22 protein-coding genes and 1 pseudogene are annotated in these 23,960 nt (G+C 59.7%); 12 read left to right on the top strand and 11 right to left on the bottom strand.

Going from position 1 to position 23,960, the window contains the following annotated elements; translation table 11 throughout:
• Positions 1-305: 305 nt before the first annotated feature.
• Positions 306-1,301: a 2,3,4,5-tetrahydropyridine-2,6-dicarboxylate N-succinyltransferase gene (dapD, locus tag ACFC25_RS10490; protein ID WP_376045090.1), complete on the bottom strand. Its 996-nt coding sequence runs from the start codon at positions 1,299-1,301 to the stop codon at positions 306-308.
• Between the two features lie 184 nt (positions 1,302-1,485).
• Here dapD and ACFC25_RS10485 point away from each other — a divergent pair, with 184 nt between their 5' ends.
• The 7 genes from ACFC25_RS10485 to ACFC25_RS10455 all read left to right on the top strand — a co-directional run bounded on the left by ACFC25_RS10485 (position 1,486) and on the right by ACFC25_RS10455 (position 8,218).
• Positions 1,486-1,797 (top strand): (2Fe-2S)-binding protein, encoded by a 312-nt coding sequence (locus tag ACFC25_RS10485; protein WP_376045089.1) that lies wholly within the window; start codon positions 1,486-1,488, stop codon positions 1,795-1,797.
• Complete coding sequence (locus tag ACFC25_RS10480; RefSeq protein ID WP_376045088.1) at positions 1,754-2,101, top strand: (2Fe-2S)-binding protein; 348 nt, start codon at positions 1,754-1,756, stop codon at positions 2,099-2,101. The genes ACFC25_RS10485 and ACFC25_RS10480 overlap by 44 nt, the downstream gene beginning before the upstream one ends.
• Positions 2,055-3,314 (top strand): NAD(P)/FAD-dependent oxidoreductase, encoded by a 1,260-nt coding sequence (locus ACFC25_RS10475; RefSeq protein WP_376045087.1) that lies wholly within the window; start codon positions 2,055-2,057, stop codon positions 3,312-3,314. The genes ACFC25_RS10480 and ACFC25_RS10475 overlap by 47 nt, the downstream gene beginning before the upstream one ends.
• Entirely contained in the window at positions 3,311-4,540 is a 1,230-nt protein-coding gene (locus tag ACFC25_RS10470; protein WP_376045086.1) for an NAD(P)/FAD-dependent oxidoreductase, read from the top strand. The genes ACFC25_RS10475 and ACFC25_RS10470 overlap by 4 nt, the downstream gene beginning before the upstream one ends.
• Positions 4,541-4,653: 113 nt before the next feature.
• Positions 4,654-6,084: an aminobutyraldehyde dehydrogenase gene (locus tag ACFC25_RS10465; RefSeq protein ID WP_376045085.1), complete on the top strand. Its 1,431-nt coding sequence runs from the start codon at positions 4,654-4,656 to the stop codon at positions 6,082-6,084.
• Between the two features lie 10 nt (positions 6,085-6,094).
• The gene (gene dapE, locus ACFC25_RS10460; protein ID WP_376045084.1) at positions 6,095-7,174 is read left to right on the top strand and encodes a succinyl-diaminopimelate desuccinylase; all 1,080 of its coding nucleotides are present in this window, start codon (positions 6,095-6,097) and stop codon (positions 7,172-7,174) included.
• A gap of 63 nt (positions 7,175-7,237) precedes the next feature.
• The gene (locus ACFC25_RS10455) at positions 7,238-8,218 is read left to right on the top strand and encodes a LysR family transcriptional regulator (RefSeq protein WP_376045083.1); all 981 of its coding nucleotides are present in this window, start codon (positions 7,238-7,240) and stop codon (positions 8,216-8,218) included.
• Positions 8,219-9,373: 1,155 nt separating this feature from the next.
• Here ACFC25_RS10455 and ACFC25_RS10450 read toward each other — a convergent pair.
• From ACFC25_RS10450 to ACFC25_RS10415, 8 genes are all read right to left on the bottom strand, one after another.
• A complete protein-coding gene (locus ACFC25_RS10450) occupies positions 9,374-10,465 on the bottom strand; it encodes a threonine aldolase family protein (RefSeq protein ID WP_376045082.1) in 1,092 nt (363 codons plus the stop codon).
• Positions 10,462-11,223, bottom strand: a complete 762-nt coding sequence (locus ACFC25_RS10445; RefSeq protein WP_376045081.1) for an SDR family NAD(P)-dependent oxidoreductase — start codon at positions 11,221-11,223, stop codon at positions 10,462-10,464. Before ACFC25_RS10445 ends, ACFC25_RS10450 begins: the two co-directional genes overlap by 4 nt.
• Entirely contained in the window at positions 11,220-12,620 is a 1,401-nt protein-coding gene (locus ACFC25_RS10440) for a DUF6421 family protein (RefSeq protein WP_376045080.1), read from the bottom strand. The genes ACFC25_RS10445 and ACFC25_RS10440 overlap by 4 nt, the downstream gene beginning before the upstream one ends.
• Before the next feature lie 284 nt (positions 12,621-12,904).
• Positions 12,905-13,606, bottom strand: coding sequence for a hypothetical protein (locus ACFC25_RS10435; protein ID WP_376045079.1), 702 nt, complete (start codon positions 13,604-13,606; stop codon positions 12,905-12,907).
• 6 nt (positions 13,607-13,612) lie between these two features.
• Positions 13,613-14,998: an MFS transporter gene (locus tag ACFC25_RS10430; protein WP_376045078.1), complete on the bottom strand. Its 1,386-nt coding sequence runs from the start codon at positions 14,996-14,998 to the stop codon at positions 13,613-13,615.
• 1,014 nt (positions 14,999-16,012) lie between these two features.
• Entirely contained in the window at positions 16,013-16,849 is an 837-nt protein-coding gene (locus tag ACFC25_RS10425; RefSeq protein WP_376045077.1) for an amino acid ABC transporter ATP-binding protein, read from the bottom strand.
• Positions 16,842-17,699, bottom strand: coding sequence for an amino acid ABC transporter permease (locus ACFC25_RS10420; RefSeq protein ID WP_376045076.1), 858 nt, complete (start codon positions 17,697-17,699; stop codon positions 16,842-16,844). The genes ACFC25_RS10425 and ACFC25_RS10420 overlap by 8 nt, the downstream gene beginning before the upstream one ends.
• A 62-nt stretch (positions 17,700-17,761) precedes the next feature.
• Complete coding sequence (locus tag ACFC25_RS10415; RefSeq protein WP_376045075.1) at positions 17,762-18,661, bottom strand: transporter substrate-binding domain-containing protein; 900 nt, start codon at positions 18,659-18,661, stop codon at positions 17,762-17,764.
• A gap of 686 nt (positions 18,662-19,347) precedes the next feature.
• On the opposite strand from ACFC25_RS10415, the gene ACFC25_RS10410 reads away from it, so the two are divergent.
• The 5 genes and pseudogenes from ACFC25_RS10410 (at position 19,348) to ACFC25_RS10390 (ending at position 22,619) form a co-directional block, all read left to right on the top strand.
• Positions 19,348-20,073 carry a sulfite exporter TauE/SafE family protein gene (locus tag ACFC25_RS10410; protein WP_376045074.1) on the top strand — a complete coding sequence of 242 codons (726 nt, stop codon included), beginning with the start codon at positions 19,348-19,350 and terminating at the stop codon, positions 20,071-20,073.
• Positions 20,074-20,142: 69 nt separating this feature from the next.
• A pseudogene (locus tag ACFC25_RS10405) lies at positions 20,143-20,259 on the top strand (glyoxalase); the annotation flags it as partial.
• 268 nt (positions 20,260-20,527) lie between these two features.
• A complete protein-coding gene (locus ACFC25_RS10400; RefSeq protein WP_376045073.1) occupies positions 20,528-21,838 on the top strand; it encodes an ISL3 family transposase in 1,311 nt (436 codons plus the stop codon).
• Positions 21,839-21,954: 116 nt separating this feature from the next.
• Entirely contained in the window at positions 21,955-22,275 is a 321-nt protein-coding gene (locus tag ACFC25_RS10395; protein ID WP_376045072.1) for a hypothetical protein, read from the top strand.
• Entirely contained in the window at positions 22,275-22,619 is a 345-nt protein-coding gene (locus tag ACFC25_RS10390; RefSeq protein ID WP_376045071.1) for a hypothetical protein, read from the top strand. Before ACFC25_RS10395 ends, ACFC25_RS10390 begins: the two co-directional genes overlap by 1 nt.
• Positions 22,620-22,972: 353 nt before the next feature.
• Here ACFC25_RS10390 and ACFC25_RS10385 read toward each other — a convergent pair whose 3' ends face one another.
• Together ACFC25_RS10385 and ACFC25_RS10380 are read right to left on the bottom strand one after the other, a co-directional pair.
• Entirely contained in the window at positions 22,973-23,380 is a 408-nt protein-coding gene (locus ACFC25_RS10385) for an STAS/SEC14 domain-containing protein (protein WP_376045070.1), read from the bottom strand.
• A 78-nt stretch (positions 23,381-23,458) separates the two neighbouring features.
• Positions 23,459-23,737 carry a hypothetical protein gene (locus tag ACFC25_RS10380; RefSeq protein WP_376045069.1) on the bottom strand — a complete coding sequence of 93 codons (279 nt, stop codon included), beginning with the start codon at positions 23,735-23,737 and terminating at the stop codon, positions 23,459-23,461.
• Positions 23,738-23,960: the final 223 nt, after the last annotated feature.

Below are 23,960 nucleotides of genomic sequence, written 5' to 3'. Positions count from 1 at the left end.
CACGCGGACGGTGGTGTGGCCGTGCGTCGAGGCACTCGCAGTTTTCCCGACACGGCGTACACCGCTCTAATGGACGTTACCCCTGTCCTTTCCTGTCATCCAGAGCCGGCAGTTGACGATTGATTCGCAACCCTGGACCGGTGGTGCCCGCTGAGGAAGCCATCCAACCTGACACAATATCTGCCGGTCTCCCAGCAACGGCAAAGCGGGCCGGAGCCTCGATGAGGGCTCCGGCCCGCTTTGCCGTTGCGAAGGGAAGTGAGGATCGGCCAATAGGGCCGAATCTTTTCTATTTGCTGAACGTCTTAGTTCGCGTGCAGGGATTCATTGAGCTCGACTGTTCGACCACCACGGTGGAGCACTTCGACCTGCCCGGAGGACGAATTCCTGCGGAACAGCAGATTGGGCGTTCCGGAAAGCTCTACGGCCTTGAGGACCCTATCCTGCTCTGAGCTCTCTCCGCCGGTCGTGCCCACAACGCGCACCTTTGTTCCGGCCGTTACATACAGCCCGGCTTCGACGATGCTGTCGTCCCCTATGGAGATCCCAACCCCGGAGTTAGCTCCCAGGAGGACACGCTCGCCAAGAGATACCCGTTCGCGTCCACCGCCAGAAAGCGTCCCCATCACTGAGGCACCTCCTCCGACATCCGAGCCATCTCCCACGACCACTCCAGCCGAGACGCGGCCCTCCACCATGGATACTCCCAACGTACCGGCGTTAAAATTCACGAAGCCCTCGTGCATCACGGTGGTGCCTTCGGCCAGATGCGCCCCAAGGCGGACCCGATCCGCATCAGCGATCCGAACTCCCGCGGGAACAACGTAATCCACCATGCGGGGGAATTTGTCTACACCGAAGACTGTCACAGTCCCACGGGTCCGCAGGCGGGCACGTGTTGTCTCAAACTCCGTGACTTCGCACGGGCCGAAATTCGTCCAGACCACATTCGGCAAAACGGCGAAGATTCCGTCCAGGTTCAGCTCGTTCGGGCGAACCAGGCGATGGGACAGCAGGTGAAGCCGCAGGTAGGCGTCTGCAGTGTCCCGCGGTGGATCATCGAGGTTCACCTCAGTAAGAACGACCTTGAGGTGTACTTGTCTCTCAGAGTCGGTCCCGTTGGCGGCCAGTACGGGTAGCTCGCGTGGAGGGGTTGCCGACGTTCCAGGCTCCCCGAGCCGAGGGGCCGGGTACCAGGTGTCCAATACGGTGCCGTTGCTGGACACCGTCGCTAATCCCCAGGCGTGGGCCGAACGGGGTGCGGTCACTGCAGGGGTATCTTGAGGGATGGTCTGTGTCATGGGAAAGACTTTAGGGGGGCACCGGCACACCCGTCCCGGATCGAGATAAAGAATTTCTGGAGCCTCGTTGCTCACCTTCTGGTCCTGCAAGGGTTGTTCCCCAGCCCGTACTGCGGTTGATTGATTGGGTCAAAGGTGTTTCACATCACCACGCCGGGGTCAACCCACAATGGGCGAAGGAAAGATGGAAAGAGTAATTGTTTGTAGATGCGAGGACGTGTACCTCGACGATGTCGAAACTTCCCTCGCCGACGCCGACGGACCGGTGTCAGCGCACGAGCTGAAGCTGCAGACCAGGGCTGGCATGGGTATCTGCCAGGGACGCACGTGCGGCCCGCTGATCCATGCGCTGTTGCGTGGCCATTCCGAGTTGCTTGCCGATGGCCAGCTTGGGCCCGGCAGCAATGCACCGGCCAGGCCGATGACTTTGTTGGATCTTGCGGCATCCCGCAATGACGCGGAACCGAGGAGTGAGTGCATTGAAGCGAATAAGTGAGCATCCCGTTCTGGGGCCCTTGAATCAAGAGGAAATTGAGTTCGAACTTGATGGCAAGTCTTACCAGGGGATCAAGGGTGACTCCATCGCATCTGCCCTGCTGGCGAATGGCGTGCGAACCCTCAGGTACTCCAATCGTGATGGAGAACCCCGAGGAATCTATTGCGGTATCGGTCACTGCTTCGAATGCAGGATGACCGTTAACGGTGTACAGAGCGTGAGGGCCTGCATCACGCAGGCCTGTGACGGGGACGTTCTTGAAATCCAAGGTGAGAACCGCAGGGAGGGCCGTGATGATTTCTGATGTAGTCGTAATTGGCGCCGGGCCGGCCGGACTGAGCGCAGCCATCGCTGCCGCCGAAGCCGGTGCCAGCGTTGTGGTCATCGACGAGAACCCCAGAGCGGGCGGAAAGCTCCTCGGTCAGCTTCATGAGGAACCAGGCACGGGCTGGTGGATTGGTGCGGACATCTCAAAGAAGCTGGCTGAGCGGGCTGCAGACGCCGGTGTGCGTATTCTGACCAACCGGCAGGTCTGGAATCTCTCGCCAGGGTGGGAGGTGGCGCTGGACAACGGCGAATCCGTGAGCGCAAAGTACGCAGTTGCGGCCACCGGCGCGGCCGAACGTCCGCTTCCCATTCCAGGTTGGTCCATGCCGGGCGTGATGGCCATCGGAGCTGCCCAGACCCTCACGAACTACTATCGGGTAAGGCCAGGCGACCGCATAGCGATTGTCGGGATCGACCCCCTGTCGCTGACAGTTGCACACGAATTGAGCATGGCCGGCGCGGATGTCGTCGGAATCTATCTGCCCAGCAAGAGCGTCTTCACTGGTTCACAAGCTGATCCTGACCGGAATCTGGAGTATCTGGCAGGAATGTCCGAGCTGGCACCGAACGCTTTCCTCCGGTGGGGAGGACGGCTGGCCGCAAACCCAACCCTCCGAAGCCTTGCGCTGACATTTTTCCCAAAGAGCGGCATCCCTTTGATGGGGACACGTCTCAATCTGAGGAAGAGCCTCATCTCAATTGGCGGGGATGGCCGCGTCCAGCACATCGAAACTGCAGCAATCGACAAGCAGGGTAACCCGGGAAAGATCCAAACCGTTGAAGTCGACTGTGTCTGCATATCCGGCGGGCTTTATCCGGTGCAGGAGCTCACCCGCGACTGCGAACTGGTGCGGATCGACCAGCTGGGCGGGACCGTTCCCCTCTATAGCCAGGAGTTGGAAACGACTCAGGACAACCTTTTTGTTGCCGGCAACGTCACCGGGATTGAAGGCGCAAAAATCGCCATGGCGCAGGGCAATCTCGCCGGTACTGTTATCGCCTCGCGGTTGGGCCTCATCCAGGGCAAAAAAGCCATAGACCAGGCAGCAGAAGCGGTGCGGTCCGCCCGCAAATCGAGCGCCATCACCTTCATGCCCGATATCGAGGAAGGCCGGCGGATCGCAGACGATCTCTGGCTCAAACGCGGCAGCGAAAATTTACTGACTCAAAAGGATGAGAGTTACGCATGAAAACGGCAGACGCCGTCGTTATCGGCGCAGGAGTATCGGGTAGTTCCATCGCTTTCCGCCTTGCCCAGCAAGGTCTGAAGGTAGTCATCGTGGACAAGAACGGACCAGGATCCGGAGCGTCCGGCTCCTGTGATAAGGCCATCTTCATGCAGTCCAAACGTCCAGGTCTGCATATGGAGCTGGCCTTGGCGAGCCGTCGAATGTACGACACGCTTGAGGCGGAGCTGGATCAGTGTGTGGAGTTTGAGAGCGACGGCGGCATGGTCGTCATCGAGACTCCCCGCCATATGGAGTTTATGAAGGACTTCATTGAGAAGCAGCGCAATGCCGGCATCTCTGTGTCCTTGATCGATGGGGACGCGGCCCGCGAAGCCCAGCCGTTCCTGGCCCCCCACATCCTGGGCGCCTCCTTCAGTCCCGACGATGCGGACGTCAACCCGCTCGCACTGAACGCCGCCTTCTTCCGGGCCGCCAAAAGGCATGGAGCTGTGCACCAAACCCACAGTGAAGTGATAGCGGTTCACACTGAACGGGGGAAGGTGACACGGGTCGATACAACGCGTGGAAGTATCTCTACCGGACTGGTCATCAATGCTGCGGGCCCGTTTGCAAAAAAGGTCGGGGCACTCTCTAACATTGACGTCCCGGTACAGCCGCGCCGTGGAACAATTCTCATCTCTGAGTCTGTTCCCAAGAAGGTGACCGGATGCATACTCGATGCACAGTACATTGCGTCCAAACACCTGCGTTCGGATAACGATGATGCGCCCCCTTACGGGGTGGGGTTTTCGCTCGGCCAAACCGTTTCAGGAAACCTCCTCATCGGCGGAAGCCGCGAATTCGCCGGTTTCGACAAGCGGCCAAACCAGGACGTCATCGCCACCATCGCAGCCCACGCAGCCCGCATCGCTCCGGAACTTGCATCAACGCGAATCATCCGCACCATGACTGGTTTCAGACCCTACACAGGAGACGGACTACCAATCATCGACCGGGCACCAGGGGTCGACGGTTATATCATCGCCGCGGGCCACGAAGGGGACGGGCTGGCACTTGCGCCCCTGACCGGCCAACTGGTGGTCGACCTCCTCAAAGGCTCCGGGCCAACACACCATTTCCTCTCCGGACTGCGGGTCGACCGGTTCACTCCGTCCAAGGATGCTGCACCGATCGGCACATCAGAAGCTACCCTCACCGTCGAACCTCAGCTTCCCGCGCCCGCCTGAAGCAATGTCTTGTACCGCATGCCCCAAACATGAGGTCACTGACCCTGAAGCAACATCCGTGCAGCAGCACAGCTAAGCACCGCAATCCGGCACGCAGATTGGATCTCCTCAACATGCCCCAGATTTTGAAAAACTTCATCAACGGCGAGTTCGTCACCCCTGCCGGTACTGACCTGCTGGAGATCGTGAACCCTACCAACGGGGAAGTGATGGCCCACGCGCCCGTCTCCAACCAGCATGATGTGGACGCGGCCATGGCCGCGGCCAAGGAGGCTTTCAAGGCCTGGAAGCACACCACTCCGGGCCAGCGGCAGCTGATGCTGCTCAAGCTCGCGGACGCCGTCGAGGCCAACAGCGACGAACTGGTGGAGGCGCAGCATCGCAACACGGGCCAGGTCCGTTCCCTGATCGCCTCGGAGGAAGTCGCGGCCGGCGCCGACCAGCTGCGCTTCTTCGCCGGAGCAGCCCGCGTCCTCGAGGGCAAGTCCGCCGGTGAGTATTTCGAGGGCCACACCTCCTACGTCCGCCGCGAACCGATCGGTGTTGTGGCCCAGGTGGCCCCGTGGAACTACCCGTTCCTGATGGCCATCTGGAAGATCGGTCCCGCCCTGGCGGCCGGCAATACCGTGGTCCTGAAGCCCTCGGACACCACACCCGAATCCACCCTTGTCCTGGCCCGCTTGGCCGGCGAGATCCTGCCCGCTGGAGTCCTGAACGTTGTGCTCGGCACCGGCCAGACCGGCGCCATGATGGTTGACCACAAGGTCCCCGGCCTGGTGTCCATCACCGGCTCCGTGCGCGCCGGCATCGCCGTCGCCTCCGGTGCCGCGAAGAGCCTCAAACGCGCGCACCTGGAACTCGGCGGCAAGGCGCCTGCCATCGTGTTCAAGGACGCCGACATCAAGAAGAGCGCCGCCGCCATCGCGGAGTTCGCCTTCTTCAACGCCGGCCAGGACTGCACCGCCATCACCCGGGTGCTGGTGGAGGAAACCGTGCACGACGATCTGGTGAACGCCATGGTGGAACACACCAAGACGCTGCACACCGGCTCCCAGAACGACGAAGACAACTACTTCGGTCCGCTGAACAACGTGAACCACTTCAACGCCATCAGGTCGGTCGTCGATAACCTCCCTATCCACTGCAAGATTGAAACCGGGGGGCAGCGTGCGGGGGAGAAGGGCTTCTTCTTCGAGCCCACCATCATCACGGGCGCGAAGCAGACCGACAGCATCGTCCAGCAGGAAACATTCGGCCCGGTCATCACCGTGCAGAAGTTCAGCACCGAGGAAGAAGCGGTGGAACTGGCCAACGACGTGGACTACGCCCTGGCCTCCAGCGTCTGGACGTCCGACCACGGCACTGCCATGCGCCTAAGCCGGGACCTGGACTTCGGGGCGGTATGGATCAACACGCACATCCTGCTTACCGCCGAAATGCCCCACGGCGGCTTCAAGCAGTCCGGCTACGGCAAAGATCTTTCCTTGTACGGCGTCGAGGACTACACGCGCATCAAGCACGTCATGTCCGCGCTCGAGGCATGAAGGTGATGGTATGACTAAGTTTTTTGATTTGAGCAAGGATGTGGCCGAGTTGACCGCTGACCTTATCGACGTTCCCAGTGTTTCCGGTTGTGAAAAGACCATTGCGGATGTCATCGAGGAGTCCTTGAAAAGGCAACCGCACCTGAATGTGACCCGCTTCGGTGATTCGATCGTCGCCCGTACTGAACTGGGACGGTCAGAACGTATCCTGCTTGCAGGGCATCTCGACACCGTTCCACTTCCGAGCGCCGGCGAGGCGCGGGGCACTGTCCCAAGCCGATGGTTAGGAGAGACCCTCTACGGGCGCGGCGCCACAGATATGAAAAGCGGGGTCGCCGTTCAGCTTGCATTGGCCAATGCCCTGACCCTCCCGGAGAAGGACCTCACGTTCGTCTTCTACGATCATGAGGAGGTGGAGGCAGCCAAGAGCGGACTCCTAAGAGTGGCCACGCAGGCAAGGGATCTCCTGAGCGCAGATTTGGCGGTTCTCCTGGAACCGACAAACGGCCTGATAGAAGCCGGCTGCAACGGAACCCTGCGCCTGCGGGCAACAGTTGAAGGAACGGCCGCGCACTCCGCCCGAGCGTGGATGGGAGACAATGCCATCCACAAGCTGGCTGCATTGCTGGCGACTCTGCGTGACTACGAACCGGGCACCATTTACGTGGACGGGCTGGAATACCGTGAAGGGCTGAACGCCGTCGGAATCGGAGGAGGCATCGCGGGCAACGTCATCCCGGATGCTGCTTACGTCGACATCAATTACCGCTTCGCCCCTGACAAGTCCGTGGACGAGGCCGAAGACCACGTTCGCCGGCTCCTGAACGGGTACCATCTGGTGCGCACGGATGCCGCTGCCGGCGCGCGGCCGGGGCTGGGAACCCCTGCCGTCCAAAGCCTTATCGCCGCAGTCGGCGGTGCTCCACAACCGAAGTACGGCTGGACGGATGTGGCCAGATTCGCCCAGATGGGCATCCCCGCCGTCAACTTTGGACCGGGTAATGCCCTTCTGGCACACACCGATGATGAGCATGTCCTAGCATCAGACGTCAGGAAGTGCCTGGGCGCACTGCTCGACTGGCTGACGTAACAGGCATGTGGCCAAATAGAATTAGCAGGCCCGCCGACACCGGGTTGATGCAAGGAGAAAATCATGCGGTGGGTCAAAGGAAACCTGAATATCATCAACCTGCGAACCTTGCAGATGGTGATCAATACCGGCTCGCACACCGCGGCGGCGAAGAAACTCGGCTACACCACATCAGCTGTGTCCCAGCAAATAGCCGCTCTGGAGAAAGCTCTCGGTGTGGACCTCTTCGAGCGCGGCCCCAGGAGCCTGTGGCCGACACCTGCCGGTCTGGCCATGAGCGCGCACGCTGACGCGATCCTGAGACAGGTGGCCCGGGCCGAAGACGAGATGGATGCATTTGCCTCCGGGTCTCAGGGGAGCCTCCGAATCGGCGCGTCCGGGACAGCGGCCGCCCAGCTTGTGCCCAGGGCTTTATCACGCCTGGCGATGCGTTATTCGACCGCCGACATCTCGCTTGAGGACATTAGTCTCCAAAAGGGACTGGCAAACTCCGTATTAGAGGGACTCACGGATCTTGGCATCATCTATGAGTACGCCCGGGTGCCGATTCCACGTCCGGAAGGCTTGATACTCCAACCCATTCTCGATGAAGAGCTAGTGGTCCTCAGCGCAGCGCACGCAGCAGGGAAGACAGGCGACAAGGTCCCACTGGCGGACTTCGCACACGAGAACTGGATTACGAACGAGGCCGGGTCTGCGGGCGCAGAAAATTTCATTCAAATGTGCCAAGAGGCAGGCTTTGAACCGAACATCGGATTCCACAGCAACGATTTTGATGTCATCAGGGGCCTGGTCAAGGAGACGATAGGTGTTGCCCTCGTGCCGGCCCTGGCGTTGGGTATCGACCGGGGCATTGCTTTTCACCGGCTTCTCGACCCGCCACGGCGAACCATCCATGTCGCACACCGTGCCTCAGACGTTAATCCCCTCCTCGCCGTAACCATCGCCGCTCTACGCGAAGCCGCCGAGGACTTTATTGACTGGACCACCGACGCCTTTGAAGTCCACCTGGACAGCCCCGTTGCATCCATCGTTTCCAACTAGCCCGTAGGGCTACTTGGCCCAGCCCGGGCTCCACAATGATCCTTTCCAAAGGTCCTCGCCTGGAACGAGGAACCTGACCCGACCTCCGAGTGAGCTTTTGTACGTGGCAAAAGCCATGCCGGAAAGTGCCGGTGGAAGCGCGTCGCCGGCGCTCCACCTGTCTGTGGCCATCCCAGATGGACAGGAAAAGACCGCCCGACGGTCGCCAGATAGGGCTGCATGACGAGCGCGTGTAGATGCGTGCACCGGCAAGCCAGATGCTTCCCGGGTCGCAGCGCTGAAGGGTACGAAATTAGTGCACTCCAAAACGATCGCTCCCGTCGGGACGCCCGCTGGACAAGATCATGCGCTGCGTGGGCCATCTCCGAGCGGAGTACGTCCACATCTGCCTCCTGGGCGCCGTCGATGAACACGGTCGGGAAGACCGCATCCGGCGGCAGCGCGTTCACATGGACCCAAAACTGATCCGAACTCCAGCCTGAGCACTGAAGTGCTCTCCGTTAGATTTGGCCGTTCAGTCAGAATTCCTACGCTGCTGGAGGGTCCTAACTTCTGGGACACCATGGGCACCTGCAAAAGAGCTGAGGTCAGGACAGGAACTGATACCGCTTCGGCGAGCTCCCGCTGAAAAGCCGCGAGCAAATCCGCAGCTCGTGGTGATGGCGCGGACGCCTTGTGCCCTAAGCTCCTTCGCACGCGACGATGAAAGGCTCCAGCATGCCAGGTCGGGACTGGGTCCCATCATCCGATCAGTCCGCCGGCACTCTACGATCTTGTATCGCACCGGGAAGGGCCAGGTAAGCGTTGCCGATGCCGCCAGGGGAGCCATGGGAAAACCCTGTCCAACATCAGCACTCCTAGTGATGCCCGTAAAGAGTCCGTCCACCGGTAATTCTGTGCATGATGACAAGTCCCGGTGGCGGGAATGTAAGCCAGGACCGGCACTTACAGAAACGCTGCACGGAATTGTGCTTCTAGGTTTATCTAGTACTTTTGCGGGGCCTAAAATCCGCTCGTGGGACTTTTCCTTGCTAGCGGAGTGGTGACTTCATCGTTTGGACTACGGACGCCTTTGAGATCAGCTGCGCAGCCAGCAGCCTTGATTTGTCGACTAGCTCTAAGGGCACTTCGATGAAGTCACCACTCCGCGATGGCTCAAAGCCCGCCAGCGGTCTCAAGGGAGAGCGAGAGGCTGACTTCGGAGACTGCTTCCTTGACGGCGGACACGAGTCCGTCAACATCTTCATCAGTGGTGTCGAATGAACACATCCACCGCACCTCGCCGTTTGCCCTGTCCCAGTCGTAGAACCTGAATGCCCGGCGGACGATATCGGCTGCTTCGGGCGGCAACGACGCAAAGACGCCGTTCGATTGGGTTTCCCTGGTTACCTGGAGACCGTCGATGGCCTCAACGCCCTGCCGTAGACGGGATGCCATTTTGTTTGCGTGCGCGGCCGAGCGTAGCCAGAGGTCCGACTCCAAAAGCGCGATCAGTTGTGCGGAGACGAAACGCATCTTTGACGCCAGCTGCATGTCCATCTTGCGCAGGTGCTTCATTCCGGTGCCTGTCTCAGGATCCAGAACGATAACCGCTTCCCCATACAGGAGCCCGTTTTTGGTTCCCCCGAAGGAAAGAATATCCACACCGGCGTCCGTCGTGAACGTCTTCAACGGAACTCCGAGGTGGGCCGCGGCATTAGCGAGCCTGGCGCCGTCCATGTGAAGCTTCATTCCGAGGGAGTGAACATGTTCGGCTATGCGGTGGACCTCCTCGGGGGAGTAGCAGGTTCCGACCTCTGTTGTCTGGGTTATGGACACGGCCAGCGGTTGCGCCCTGTGCTCGTCGCCCCAGCCCCAGGCTTCCTTGTCGATCAGCTCAGGAGTAAGTTTGCCGTCCGGTGTAGACACGGGAAGAAGCTTGATTCCGGCAACCCGTTCGGGCGCTGCGTTCTCATCCGTGTTGATATGGGCCGTGTCAGCGCAGACCACTGCTCCCCAGCGGGGGAGCAACGTCTGCAGCGACAACACGTTGGCACCGGTGCCATTGAAAACAGGGTAGGCGGCTGCACCAGGCCCAAAGTGTGCCTTTATGACTTCCTGCAACCGTTCCGTGTACTCGTCCTCGCCATATGCCACCACGTGACCGGAATTGGCCGAGCGGATGGCCTCGATAATTTCCGGGTGGGCTCCAGCGTAGTTGTCAGAGGCAAACCCCCTCACCCCGGGATTGTGGAGGGGCCCACTCATCGCTGGGCCCCGCTGAGAGCTTCGTCCGCTTTGGCCTTCGACGAAGTTCCCAGGCGGATCCGCCTGCCGTTCAGCTCTCCGGCGTCCGTGGCGAAAATCTCGAGTACGGCCTCGGCCACTACATCGACATGGGTGAAACCGGGGAACTTGCGCTCCGGCTGGGCTGCACGCATGCGTTCGTCGAGCAGCGCCTTGACCACAAACACCAGGGCCGCCGAAGTAACCGCACCCTCCGGCTCCTTCTCGAACCCGTCTGCCACTGCCAGCGTCCATGCTTCGGCCGCAGACTTTACGGCGGCGTAGGCGGCATTATCAGCCGTGGGGCTTGCCACGGATTCTGCTGACACAATTGCTAGCCGACCGACCGGAGACTCGGCCAGATCATCGAAGAAGGCCCTGCTGGTGTTCCTCAGAGTGGTCATAATCCCTGTATGGAGGAAATCCCAGTCTTCATCCGACTGGCCCGCTATACCCTTTCCGCCCCGCCAACCTCCGACGAGGTGGATCAGTCCGTCTACAGGACCGAGTTCGCTTCTCACGGTAGCGGCGAGCTTGTCGACCGAATCCATATCTGCAAGGTTGCACGTGTAGCCGGTGACGTTGTCGTGAGCAGCAGCAAGCTCACGGACCCGGTCCTCAAGAATGTCGACGGCTGCTACACGGGCGCCAGCCTTGGAGAGGGCGCTGACAACTGCCGCGCCCGCGGCACTCGTGGATCCGGCCACGACTACAGTTCGTCCTGCCAATGCGTCGGTCATTCAGCCACCTCATTTGCGAATTTAGCGGAGGCTTCTCCGGTAATGCCGGCCGTTGACTCGATGACGGTCCGCATCTTCTTTTCGAGAGCCTCGTAAAACATGGAAAGCGGGAATTCATCGTCGAGGACCTGGTCCGTGAGTCCCTTTGGCGGTCCGTCAAGCGGAAGGGCATCCGGACCCTTTGCCCATACAGAAGCAGGGTTGGGCGTCAGCGTCTCGGAGATGAGGTCGTAGGCAGCCAGCCAGTGCGCCGTCTTGGGGCGGTCGATCGAGCGCCAGTAGAGTTCCTCGACACGCAGCGCGAGCTCTACAACAACTTTGGCGACGTCCTTCCAGTCGATGCTCAGCTTTCCGTCGGTCCAGTGAAGGACCCGGTGCTGGTGCATCCATGCGAAGAGTAGCTGGCCGCCGAGGGCGTCATAATTACGGACGCGGCTACCGGTGATGGCGAACCGGAAGATCCTGTCAAAAATGACGGCGTACTGAACGAGTTTCGCGTGCCTGCGGGCTTCTTCAGACGACGTTTCATCCCTCTCGATGAGGACGGACTCTTTGAATGCCGTGAGGTCGCACCGCAGTTCTTCCAGTGAATAAAGGAAGAAAGGCATGCGCTGCTTGATCATGAACGGATCGAAAGGCAGATCCCCCCGCATGTGGGTACGGTCGTGGATAAGGTCCCACATGACAAACGTTTCCTGGCACAGCGTCTGGTCGTCAATGAGCGCCGCAGCATCATCCGGGAGTTCAAGGGAAGTGATCTCCGCGGCGGCTTTGAGAACGCGCCGGAAGCGGGCCGCCTCGCGGTCGGCGAAGATGGCGCCCCATGTGAATTTGGGGGTGGAACGGACAGCGACGCTTTCCGGGAAGAGGACAGCTGAATTGGTGTCGTAGCCGGGCGTGAAGTCCCAGAAATGTACGGGCACGAAGAGCTTGTTCGAGTACCTGGTCGATTCCAACTCATCGATGAACTCCGGCCAGATCACATCGATCAGAACTGCCTCTACGAACCGGTTGGTGCTTCCGTTCTGCGTGTACATGGGGAACACCACCAGATGGGGCAGCCCGTTGATTCGCCACTGCTGGGGCTGGAAGGCCAGCAGAGAGTCCAGGAAATCGGGTACGCCCAAGCCTGCAGACTGCCATTTCCGGAAATCCTGCACTACACGCTCAAGGTATTCGTGGTCGTGCGGCAGGTGTGGCTGAATCTGCTGGATCGACGAAATGATGTTGTCGATGTCCGCGTTGGAACGGGCGTGGTTCGCGCTATCGGAGACGGAACCGTCCTCGACCTGAACCTGCTGCAAGTCAATGACTGACTCCTTCAAGTTCTTCCATGCAGGCAGCGACCTGATGTCTGCAGCCTGAAGCTGCACTTCCTCTTGCGCTTTCAATGACATTGCTTTTGTCCTTCCAGTGGGGTGGGTGCCATGAGACTACAAAGCGCCCCGACTCCAGCGACAGGGCACGAGCAGCGGCATTTCTGATGCTGCTTTTAGAAAACTTTTGCCTGGTCATATGGGATAACAACTGGAGGTCGGCACTACAGGGTTGGCCTTAGTAAAGGGCCATCAATTGAGGTTCCAGAAGAAATCAGTAAACCTTCGTTCAGACGCGTCCAGTCAGCGGGCCGCAGGGCTATGCCCGGTAGTGCCGTAATTGGCGGCACCACCGGGCATAATGCTTATTCGGGTTGGGAACCTGTGACCCCGAGCTGAAGCCAGCGAATGAGACTAATCGCATCCCACACGGGTCTACCCGTCGATTCCTTGATGGCTTCGGAGTAAGGAGGCAGGTTCGTGCACTCTAAGACGAATGCTCCGATATCAGGGTTAGTTTCGACCGCTTGCTTGGCAACGCCTACAACCTCGGCTTGGGCAACACTCTGATCTAGTTTCGCGCCATTCGAAGTGAGGACACCGTAGAGGTGCGCAGTGTGCTCGATTCCAATCACTTTCACACGCTGTTGGAGGTGGGTATCGATTCCGACAGCGCCCAAGTGGGTCGACGTCAGTGTACTTCCGTTAGCGGTCATAATCCCTATTGATTGATGGGGTTGCAACAGCTGAAGCACCAGGGGCACTTGGAGCAGACTTGAGGTGGCGACCGGAACCGGGAGTGAGGCCGCCAGCTCCTGTTGGTGGATGGCGAGGAAACCACAGCATGTGGAGAGACCTAAAGCACCTTCATTCACAAGGGATTGGGCTGTTTCTGTTATTGCTGGGAGCAACCCCTCAGCCGCGTGTTCCAGTACCTGATCAGTACGGGCGCCCTCGCACACCGCCAGGGATACTGGGAACGGGAAGCTGGCAGGATTCCCGACATCACCAACAACGCGTGGAATTTCGTTGTCCAGCATCACAATTCCTATTTCTGAAGGGCACACGGGATGCTACTCCTTCGTCAGGTCAGCGCGATATGTTTCCTTTAGGAAGAATACGCAGAGGAGCGAAATCACGGCGGCTCCAATGACGTACCACGAGACTGCCATGGTGGTTCCGGTGGCAGCCACCAAGGCTCCTGCGACGAGTGCGGCCGGCGCCCCTGCCACCATACTCGAGAACTGGTATGCCACTGAGGCGCCAGTGTAGCGGTAGCGAGTTGGATACTGTTCCGCGTACAGCGGCCCGTGGAGGGCACCAGTGGGTCCGTAACCGAACACGATCGCCGCCGCAATGCCAACGATAACGAGGACGCTGTTTCGCGTGTCAAGGAGCCAGAAGAATGGCACAGCGTACAGACCTATGAAAAGAGTTCCGGCTGCATAGACTGGGCGCCGTCCGATTTTGTCAGACAAGAGGGCATAGAGGGGCATCGCGACCAGAAGCAAGCCGGCACCGACTAGCACGCCGGTAAGAGCCCATTCACGGGGAAGCTTCAGATCTGTGGCGACATAGGACAGAGAGTAAACGGTAAAAAGGTAGTAGCCCACCGTCGAAGCTGCCTGTACAAAAATGAGCAGCAAAGTCGTCTTCTTTGCGTACCGGAATACTTCTGAGATCGGAAGTTTCGGCTGCTTGTTGGCGGCCTTAATAGCGAGGAATTTCGGAGACTCCGGAACTTTGGCGCGGATGTAAAGGCCTACCAGGACGAGCGCGCCGCTGAACAGGAAGGGAACGCGCCAGCCCCAAGACAGGAAATCTTCGCTGGGCAGGATCGCCGCCATGAGCGCGAGGATACCGGCAGAGGCAAGCTGTCCTGCCGGTACACCCAGCTGACAAGCCACGCCATAAATGCCTCGCTTACCCGCTGGAGCGTGCTCCACAACCATCAACGCGGCGCCACCCCATTCACCGCCGAGCCCAATGCCCTGGACCAGCCTCAGAATGACCAGCAGGATCGGAGCAAGAATACCAACCTGGCTTGTCGTCGGAAGAAGGCCAATCGCAAAAGTACCTATTCCCATAATCAGCAGGGTGATGACAAGAGCCTGCTTGCGGCTCATCTTGTCACCGAAGTGGCCAAATATGATTCCACCGAGCGGACGGAAAAGGAACGCAACACCGAAGGTTGCGAAAGAAGCCAGCAGGGCCGCGGTTGTGCCCAGACCGGAGAAGAAGACTTGAGGGAAGACAAGAGCTGCCGCGCTTCCGTACAAGAAGTAGTCGTACCATTCAATTGCAGTGCCGGTGAAGCTGGCGCGTGCAACCTGCATGGCTGTTTTCCGGTCAATGCTCGGTGGCACAACACCGACAGGTGTGGAGCCACTTTGCTCTTGAGTTGATGCCATCACGGAGTCCCTTCGGGTGATGAAACGGGAAATATAGTAGTCAGTCATCTCAGCGGGAACCCTCATCGGGGAGTACTCCCGGGGATGCTGTCCGGCCATCCTTCTATTGCCAAGACGTCTATGACTCAGATCACCACGGCTCGGCGGGTGCGAGCAAGGAACCAAGCCTCAGCACTTGGGGACGTTAGTTTCAGCATCATTGAAGCTCATTCCTTCCGGAACCATATTGGCTCTCCCGGGAACGGGACATAAGGGATGGCGGAAGCTGACGGACCACGCCTACTCCCGCTATTTAGTCTGGTAACGCTTTTGACCACACAGCGAAGCTCCGCCGCAAGACTCCCCGCCAACACAGGGGAACTGACTATCGCGCCGGGGACTGAACCTGTTCAAAATTTGGCCATAGATCGACTTGGGTGGTTGGTCCGCGTCGCCGAGCCCGGCGGCGACCCGGTTCAACCTTCGGCCGTATCGGCCCGTCTGGCCGCCAGATCCACGCCCAACAGCATATGCGTGGCCGAACAATCCGCACATCGCCCCCCGGGGCGGACGCCCGCGCACCACGGCCATATCCGCGCCGGCGCCGTGCCGGATCAGCCATTCCCGCTCCCAGCCCCACGGCCGCAGCTGGCCCCTGCACCCCGGACAGACCAACCGCCCGCCAGCCAGATCCAACTCGACAGAGACAGCCTCACGACTCACCGTGAGCAATCAGCGGCCTGTACGCGTCAGAACGGCCGGCATGGTGCTTCGAACGCCCACGCCGGCCGTTCGCCTGATCCGGACGTCGTCAGCCTGGCGCCGCCGACGGCACTAAATCAAGACAGCACGGCAAAACCCTGCATCGTCATCGCCAGAGACGCGCCTACTGCCAAAGACCGCGACGCGTAACACGGCGGGGGCCGACCGGTGGCCTTCGACAGCGAGGCCTACAAAGGCAGGTCCGTCGGTCGAGCAGTCCTTCAACCTCTTCAAGCAATGGCGGAGCACGACAAACTCGCCATCACGTACCGCTCCGGGTCATCCTCTACTCGGTCCTGATCTGGCTACGCCAATAAGGAATCACGCCTGTAGGATCTTTCCAAGAAACTCACGGGTGCGGTCGTTGCGGGGCGCGCCGAAGATCTCCTTCGGAGATCCGGATTCGATGATGCGCCCCGAATCCATGAAAACGACTTTATCCGCGACTTGCCGTGCGAAGCCCATTTCGTGCGTCACAACGACCATCGTCATTCCGGTTCGAGCGAGCGACCGCATCACGTCCAAGACCTCGTGTACGAGTTCAGGGTCCAGTGCGCTCGTCGGCTCATCGAAGAGCATGACGCTAGGCTTCATCGCGAGAGCGCGGGCGATCGCGAGCCGCTGCTGCTGACCGCCCGACAACTGAGCGGGGTAGCTGTCGATTTTATCTCCGAGACCGACGCGCTCCAGCAGTTCGATGGCCCTCTCTCTGGATTCGCGTTTCGACTCGCGTTTGACAAGGCGCGGTGAGATGGTGACGTTTTCCAAGGAGGAGAGGTGCGGAAAGAGATTGAAGTGCTGGAAAACCATCCCGAACTTCTGTACCTGAAGAATCGCCTGCGACTCTTTCATCTCTCGATAGTGGTCGCCCTCCTTCAGGTATCCGACGCGTTCACCACCTATGTACACATGGCCGTGGTCGGGCTTCTCGAGACGATTGATGCAGCGCAATAGTGTCGACTTACCGGAGCCGGATGGACCGAGGACGCACACCACCGAACCCGCGTCGATCGACAGCGATACGCCTTGCAAGACGGCATTGTCACCAAAGGATTTATGGACATCCACGATTTCGACTGACGCTGCTGTCGCTTTGTCGACGATCGACGTGAGGGCGGTGGTAGGTTGCGGATCGTTTGATTCAATAGTGTTATGCATGGGTACTCCCGCGAGATAGCCGCTTCTCGAGAACGTGCTGTCCGGCCGTAAGCACCGTCGTTACGACGAGATACCAAATGGATGCGACCAAGAGAAGTGGAATGGTTTCGAACGTCCTCCCATAGATCGCCTGCACACTGTACAGGAGGTCGGGTGTGGAGATGACGCTTACGAGGGATGTCGTCTTGAGCATCCCGATCAGCTGATTGCCGGTTGGGGGGATGATGATTCGCATGGCCTGGGGCAGAATGATTCGCACGAACGATGTTCGCGAACTCATCCCAAGGACGTACCCGGCTTCGCGCTGTCCCTTCGATACTGAGAGCAATCCGCCTCTGATGACCTCGCTCATGTACGCCCCCTCGTTGAGGCTCAGACCGAGAACTGCTGCGAGGAAAGGTGTAATGACAGTGTTGGTTGAGACCATCTCGAACCCACCGCCGGCACTCCACACCAACACTTGGGGTACGACAATGGCCAGGTTATACCAAAAAATTAATTGGACAAGTAGCGGTGTTCCGCGGAAGAACCAGATGTAGAGGCCGGCAGCTGCTCGGAACGCGAGGATTCTTGATTGCTGCATCGATGCACTGATAAGTCCGAGGATCGTGCCAATTACCATCGAAATCACCGTCAGTGCAATCGTGTTACCCAGTCCATGAAACACCAACGGTGAAAATAAGTACTTCGCAACCACATCCCACTGGAAATTCGGGTTTAGAAAGGTTTGAATACCAACCATGGCGAGGACGAGTCCGAACGCTACACCGATCGTATGCTTGAAGGGTTCTCGACGCGGCTTGTCCGGGAGCTGGAGCAGGGCGACCTTAGTCGTTTCAACGTTTATCAAGGGCTTCTCCGATATCGATCGGGCCGCTCGCGCTTGTCTGCAGAGAGCGGCCCTATAAGGATCTAGTTATAGAGTTGGATCTCGTCGATCGCGAGGTCTTCGACCCCATATTTGCCGAGGATCTTGGTGAGAGTCCCATTCTCTTTCAGAATCTTCATCGCCTCGTATACCTGAGGAGCTATATCAGACCCCTTCTTAAAGGCGAAGCCCCAAGTGTGTGTGTTGATGGAGCCATTTAGAGCCTCGTATTTATCGGCATCCGCCTGCGCCATATATCCGACGGTCACCGCGTCCTGAGCGAAAGCATCGGCGCGACCCGCATGCACTGAGAGCGTCGCCTGGCTGGCGTCGTCGAAGGTGAGGATAGTAATCGGCTGCTTGCCGGCAGCCTCGCACTTGCCGCTCGTTTCAGGCAAAATTACTGTGGTCATTATGTCACCCTTGCCACTGGCAACTGACGCACCACAGAGGTTGTCAATGCTGAGGTTCTTGGGGTTGCCTTTCGCGACTCCGATCCCGAAGCCCGTGTCCATCACATCTACAAAGTCATACTTGGCGCGGCGCTCGACAGTGTTATCGAAGGCGGCGGAATCGAACCGTCCGGAGTCGACTCCCACCAGGATTGCGTCGAATTTGGCGAGCTCGGGAAAGACGAACTCGACTCCGAGAACGTCGCTGAGAGCCGCACTGAGGTCGGGCACATACCCAACAAGCGCCCCGGTCTCATCATGGAAAGCCTTCGGTGGCCTCGATGCGTCCGCCGTCATCAGTACAGTGCCTCGATCTCGGATATCGGCGGGGAGAGAATCATGTAGCTTCGCGCTATACATCTCGGAGGTTGCTCCCGCCGAAGCCTTGCCGGAAGCGGCCGGCTCTGTAGCGCCACTTGTGTTACACCCTGTGAGCGTGAGGGTGAGCAACGCAGCCATTGCAAGGCCGCTTCCAAAGTGAAGATTCTGCATCATATACACCTTCTGCTTTCGTGGAATTTACTTGATGCACCAGTCGGTGCGGTATGTCGCTAATGTTCAGCTCAGAGGACCTTGTCCGCGTCCTACACGCCGAGCCGTAGGCCTATGACTTATGTCACCATGACGAGGGGTGCCGGCCAATAAATTAAGCAGCAGCATTTGGGGACACTAGGTCGAACATGATTTAAGCTCAACATCACTTGGAACAGAGCCGTGAGGCCACGGAGCTACGCAGAACATCGGCGCTGTGATGCTGCCGAAACAGCTCGGTAATCTGCACGTCGACGTCAGCAATCTCTGCATCGAAAGTGCTGATTTGCTCGGCCAGCCGTATGACCAGGGCAGGGCTTGTGGCCTGTAGGCAGGACGGCGTGCTAGGAGTTCGCTGCCATCAGTGCCCTTTCGGCCATCGTGGCGAATAGTCGAACGTGCGCTCGAGAGCCGGGGAAGTATTCCAGCGAGGTGGCGCGGAGCTCCCTACTTCCCCATAGCCATGGATCTCACCACGGTGACCCGTCAAGACCTCGACTACGCCGCTGACGGGCTCAAAGGCCGGCTTCGTAAAACCCTTGGGCGGAAAACACCCGCACAAGCCCTCCAACAAATTCTGGAACAATCAACCGCATGAGACTTGTTGCAACCACCACATGATCCGCGGCAGGACTAGAGAGTAATAAGTGAACTACTTCGAATTCGGCATAATTGCTGCCGCCTTGTGCGCGGCAGCCTGTCTTCAGGGATCTGTGGGGTTCGGCATGGGAATGATTGCTGCCCCTGTCGTTGCGGTAATTAACCCCTCATTATTGCCCGCCTTGGTTGTTCTATTAGCTGCCCTACTCACTCTCGTCGTCACGATACGTGAACGTGAGCATCTGGATCTTCGCGGTGCCAGCTGGGCCCTCGTAGGAAGGATACCGGGCAGCATTTTTGGGGCGTGGCTCGTCGTCGTTCTGCCAGGAACCGCCCTTGTCTGGTTAGTAGCCATCGCAGTCCTCGTTGGTCTGGCCGCGGCTTTAAACGGCTGGGCGCCTCTGCCTGTCAAACGTAACTTGATAGTGGCCGGCGCTGCGTCCGGCGTCCTGGGAACGACTACGTCGATAGGTGGCACGCCAATGGCCATCATCTGGCAACGCTCCGTCGGTGCTGAGCTACGTGGAACGATGAGCGCCTTCTTTTTAGTTGGCTCCTGTATGTCGATAGTTGCACTGGCTGTGGCAGGTGCAATTAACAAGGAGGCGTTGCAGCTGTCCCTCGTTATGCTTCCCGCTGTCGCGGGTGGCTATGTTCTATCGCGCTACGTCAACCGAATACTTAGCCCACGGAGAACACGCGCTGTGGCTTTCGCAGCTTCGTCTCTGGGACTCACATTGCTGGTAACTCAACAGCTTTTGCTCTTGCTTTAGAGGCTCATGCGGTGCGCGTTCTGGCCACGCTACAACCCTCCGTATCAACGAACCTGGCAGCACTTGCCGCGCTTCGGGTTCATTGTTGACCACGACGTTGAGCACATCCCGGGCATGCGCGTCGTCCAGCTCACCCCGCCCGGTTCTGCCGCATCAATCGTCATCGGCACCGGCATGACGTCGATGACCTCCCTACATGTCAGGGTTGGATGAGGCCAGCGGCTCGTAGCAACTTCGCTAATCCGTAGGGCGAGAATCAGGAACATCACCGATGTCTGTCTCCACGATTTCCGGCCCTTCGCAGATGAGCATGGTTAGGGCCGTCTGAGGCTGACGCCGTAGTTGCTGCCGCTTATAGTGCGGCGTGGTGCGGGAGGAATGAGGCCAGGGCCTCTTTGAATTGGTAGCGACCAAGCAAACCAATAACCAAAGAGACCCCGACATGAATAACTCTATGTCTTGTTCCGATGGCCGGTGGTGCACGCGCGCGGACGCGCTGCTCGGCGTCGCGGGCATTCACGTCAGCTCTGTTATGGCGACCGGAAGGGGCCTGGTCCTGGGCGTCGAGACCGGCGAGGACATCACCGGTTGTCCGGACTGCGGAGTCGTTGCCGTGGGCCATGGACGCCGGCGGGTTCGGCTTCATGACATCCCATGTTTCGGCAAGCCCGTGATGCTGTTGTGGGCCAAGCGTGTCTGGCGCTGCCCGGACCGCGACTGCCCGAGAACGACCTTCACCGAGGATCATGCACTGGCCGGTCCGAGGGCGAAACTCACTGCCCGCGCTGCGGCTTGGGCGACGGACGCGCTGCAACATTTCGATACCTCGGTCTCGGCCTTGGCCCACCAGCTCGGCGTCTCCTGGCACACGGTCTGGGACGCGGTGAAGAGTGAGGCCACTGGGCGGATCTCAGCGTCCGGCAGGCTGGCAGGTGTGGACGCGCTCGGCGTGGATGAACATGTCTGGTCCCACACCGGTCCGCCCGGCACCGGGATGGTCACCGGGATCGTGGACCACACCCGTGACGAGAACGGCGTGGTGCATGCACGGTTGCTGGACCTCGTTCCGGGCCGGTCCGGGAAGGCCTACGCGGACTGGCTCAAAACCCGCGGCCCTGACTTCACCGCGGGGATCAAGACCGCCGCGCTGGATCCGTTCCGCGGCTACGCCAACGCGATTCGTGATGAGCTCCCCGAAGCCATCACCGTCCTGGACGCTTTTCAAGTCGTGAAGCTCGGATCGTCCATGGTTGACGAGGTCCGCCGCCGGGTCCAGCAGGACACCCTCGGACACCGCGGACGCAAGGGAGACCCGCTCTACGGGATCCGAAGGACCCTGCAGATCGGCGCCGAACACCTTACCGACAGACAAGCCTCCAGGCTCGATGCCAAACTCGCCCTTGGGGACCCTGACCACGAAGTCACCCTGGCCTGGCAGTGCTATCAGAAGCTCCGGAACATCTATCATGCCCGGCCTGAACGGGGCAGGGAACTGGTCAAGGAAGTGATCGCGTCATTCCCAACCTGCCCCGTCCCGGAAGTCGCCCGCCTCGGCCGGACCCTCAAACAATGGAAGAGCGCGGTCCTGGCCTACTTCGACACAGACGGCGCCTCCAACGGGCCTACCGAAGCGATCAATGGCGTCATCGAAACCACACGCCGCATCGCCAGAGGCTTCCGAAACTTCACCAACTACCGACTCAGATGCCTACTCAGTGCCGGCGGCCACCGGCCCTACCGGATCAAACAGACCAACCATGCCTAAATGCGAAGGGCCCGATTTCCCCTGTGCGGGAAGATGGGTCCATGAGCAATGCTGGCCCCCGCGCCGGTGGGCCGTCCTCTCGAAGGTCGTTCACGCCGGCACAAAAATTGGCGTACTTGGATGCGTATCAGCAGGCCTGTGACGACGGTACCGGCGACGGGGCTTACCTGCGCCGCGAGGGCCTGTATTCATCCCAAATCACCGAATGGCGCAAGCTCCGCGACGCCGGTGTCCTGGACGGCAAGAAACCTGGGGAAAAGATCGGCAAACCCACTGCTGAACAGGCAGAAATCGGGCGTCTACGTCGGCAGCTTGAGGTGAGTGAACGCAAGCTGGCACGGACTGAAGCTGCGTTGTCGATAATGGAAAAAGCACGACTACTTTTGGAGGATATCTCCGAAAGCGCGGAGCAGCAGCCCTGGTACAAGAAACCCTGATGTCCGCCTACACCGCTCTCACCCAGGCGGACATCTCAACCAGGGAAGCGGCCGTGATTGCGGGGGTCCCCAGGGCCACGGCGACCCGCAAAGTCCGAACCCCGGCGGAAGACCCGCTGCCTGCCCCGGCACCGGCAAACAAGCTCTCAACGGCAGAGCGTGCCCACATCCTGGCGACCGTGAACTCCGGCAAAGCCCTTGAACGCACCAAAACCCTCGCAATCGCACGGGCAAAAACACCCGAACGATTCACCACCAACAACGACCCCAAAATCCTCGCCATCCCCGACACCGCCTGGATCAACAAACCAGCCGAGAACAACGACACAAAAGCAGCAGCCTAACTCCCGCTGGCCTCATTCACCTTGACAAATTCCGCCTCGGGCAGCATCGAAGGGCCGCAGCTCGTCGTGCCCCAGATAGGTGTGGCCCGCACCACTATTTGAAGCAGCTTTCCAAGGCGGCTGGGGCGCCCCGCCCATTCCGGACTGGCAGCCGATAACGGATATCCCGTAAACCTGATTCTTGGTCGGATCGGACCCGGTGCGATTCAAGGGACCTGTATGAACCGGGATATTGAGAGGCCGGCCTGGCGGACCGTGACCTGCTCCGCAGGTGCGTACCTTCAGCCGCGCAGGAAGACCACCCCGCTGGCCCTTAGCACCGGCACGGGCAGACGACCGCCGGGCTCCAGAATTCAGGCCGGCCGGTCCAAAGCTTCGTGAAGCCAAGCCGTCGCTTCAACCCTTGATATGAAAAAGCGGGTAGGGCACGGCGGCTCCTGGCTGCCGAGTTGAAAATCGACAAGCACGCGGTCGACCGGGCTTGCGCCAAGCAGGGCAATTCTGGAGGCAGCGCACGGTGCGGCAAAGACCGTACGCGCTTGTCTGCTGACGTACTCCGTACCGGCCATGTCAACGAGCAAAGGATATGAGGAGCCGGCGGCGACAAGATTCACAGCTTCCATGGCGGCCCGAGCATCTGCGACCTCAATTCTCACCCCCGCGTCCCACACCAGGTGCAAAACCGTGCCGGCTTCAAGGCGAACCACACCCTTGCCGCCTTCAATGGGGGTGAGCACGCTACCTGTTTCCGCCAATGTCATGTTCCGCACCTAACTTTTTCACGTCTAATCGGCTGGCTTTAGCCCGGTTCCCGTCTCCACGGCAACCGGACGAAGGCGTCAGAGCATGCTGGGTTGGCTGGTGAGGATGTAGTCAACCGCAGCTGGCCCTGTCATGCGCAGTCCCGGGCGGATGACTCTTTTGGCGATCCTGCACCGATCGGGGATTCCCCTCTCGCGCATGGCGGTCCAGAAGGCCGGTGAGGCTGTGGGAAATTCCCGGCGGAGCAGACACCAGCTGGTGTACACCCCGTACAGTTCGTCGTCGCTTAGACCGTGGTTTGGTTCGGCAGGGGCGATGGAATCGGCAAGGAAAAGTGAATAGGTTGAAGCAATCATGGTCAGCCTTCCGCCCGCCGGGCAGGTGGGGGATGGCGGTCTCGACATACGTGAGTTCCAAGGCAGTCGTGTCCGGCACGGGACCACGAGGTTATGAGGCGGAAGTCGCCGCAGATGGCTGCGATGTGCAGGGATGCCCCAACGCCTCAAGGCGTTGAGTGTTCGGGTGCCTTCGATGTGAGGAGTTCCTCCCTGGACAACTGCGCCGAAAAGATGGCGCTGC

It is taken from the genome of Pseudarthrobacter sp. NPDC055928, from assembly GCF_042270935.1.
In the GTDB taxonomy this organism is placed as follows: Bacteria; Actinomycetota; Actinomycetes; order Actinomycetales; family Micrococcaceae; genus Arthrobacter.
This window is presented reverse-complemented; position numbering and strand designations above follow the sequence as displayed.

Bases quoted from the DNA above. Each gene is read 5' to 3' on its own strand.
- dapD (WP_376045090.1), bottom strand. From the start codon at position 1,301: ATGACACAGACCATCCCTCAAGATACCCCTGCAGTGACCGCACCCCGT.
- ACFC25_RS10445 (WP_376045081.1), bottom strand. From the start codon at position 11,223: ATGACCGACGCATTGGCAGGACGAACTGTAGTCGTGGCCGGATCCACG.
- ACFC25_RS10455 (WP_376045083.1), top strand. From the start codon at position 7,238: ATGCGGTGGGTCAAAGGAAACCTGAATATCATCAACCTGCGAACCTTG.
- ACFC25_RS10425 (WP_376045077.1), bottom strand. From the start codon at position 16,849: ATGCATAACACTATTGAATCAAACGATCCGCAACCTACCACCGCCCTC.
- ACFC25_RS10480 (WP_376045088.1), top strand. From the start codon at position 1,754: ATGACGCGGAACCGAGGAGTGAGTGCATTGAAGCGAATAAGTGAGCAT.
- ACFC25_RS10465 (WP_376045085.1), top strand. From the start codon at position 4,654: ATGCCCCAGATTTTGAAAAACTTCATCAACGGCGAGTTCGTCACCCCT.
- ACFC25_RS10385 (WP_376045070.1), bottom strand. From the start codon at position 23,380: ATGACATTGGCGGAAACAGGTAGCGTGCTCACCCCCATTGAAGGCGGC.
- ACFC25_RS10415 (WP_376045075.1), bottom strand. From the start codon at position 18,661: ATGCAGAATCTTCACTTTGGAAGCGGCCTTGCAATGGCTGCGTTGCTC.
- ACFC25_RS10470 (WP_376045086.1), top strand. From the start codon at position 3,311: ATGAAAACGGCAGACGCCGTCGTTATCGGCGCAGGAGTATCGGGTAGT.
- ACFC25_RS10440 (WP_376045080.1), bottom strand. From the start codon at position 12,620: ATGTCATTGAAAGCGCAAGAGGAAGTGCAGCTTCAGGCTGCAGACATC.
- ACFC25_RS10485 (WP_376045089.1), top strand. From the start codon at position 1,486: ATGGAAAGAGTAATTGTTTGTAGATGCGAGGACGTGTACCTCGACGAT.
- ACFC25_RS10390 (WP_376045071.1), top strand. From the start codon at position 22,275: ATGTCCGCCTACACCGCTCTCACCCAGGCGGACATCTCAACCAGGGAA.
- ACFC25_RS10430 (WP_376045078.1), bottom strand. From the start codon at position 14,998: ATGACTGACTACTATATTTCCCGTTTCATCACCCGAAGGGACTCCGTG.
- dapE (WP_376045084.1), top strand. From the start codon at position 6,095: ATGACTAAGTTTTTTGATTTGAGCAAGGATGTGGCCGAGTTGACCGCT.
- ACFC25_RS10380 (WP_376045069.1), bottom strand. From the start codon at position 23,737: ATGATTGCTTCAACCTATTCACTTTTCCTTGCCGATTCCATCGCCCCT.
- ACFC25_RS10400 (WP_376045073.1), top strand. From the start codon at position 20,528: ATGTCTTGTTCCGATGGCCGGTGGTGCACGCGCGCGGACGCGCTGCTC.
- ACFC25_RS10450 (WP_376045082.1), bottom strand. From the start codon at position 10,465: ATGAGTGGGCCCCTCCACAATCCCGGGGTGAGGGGGTTTGCCTCTGAC.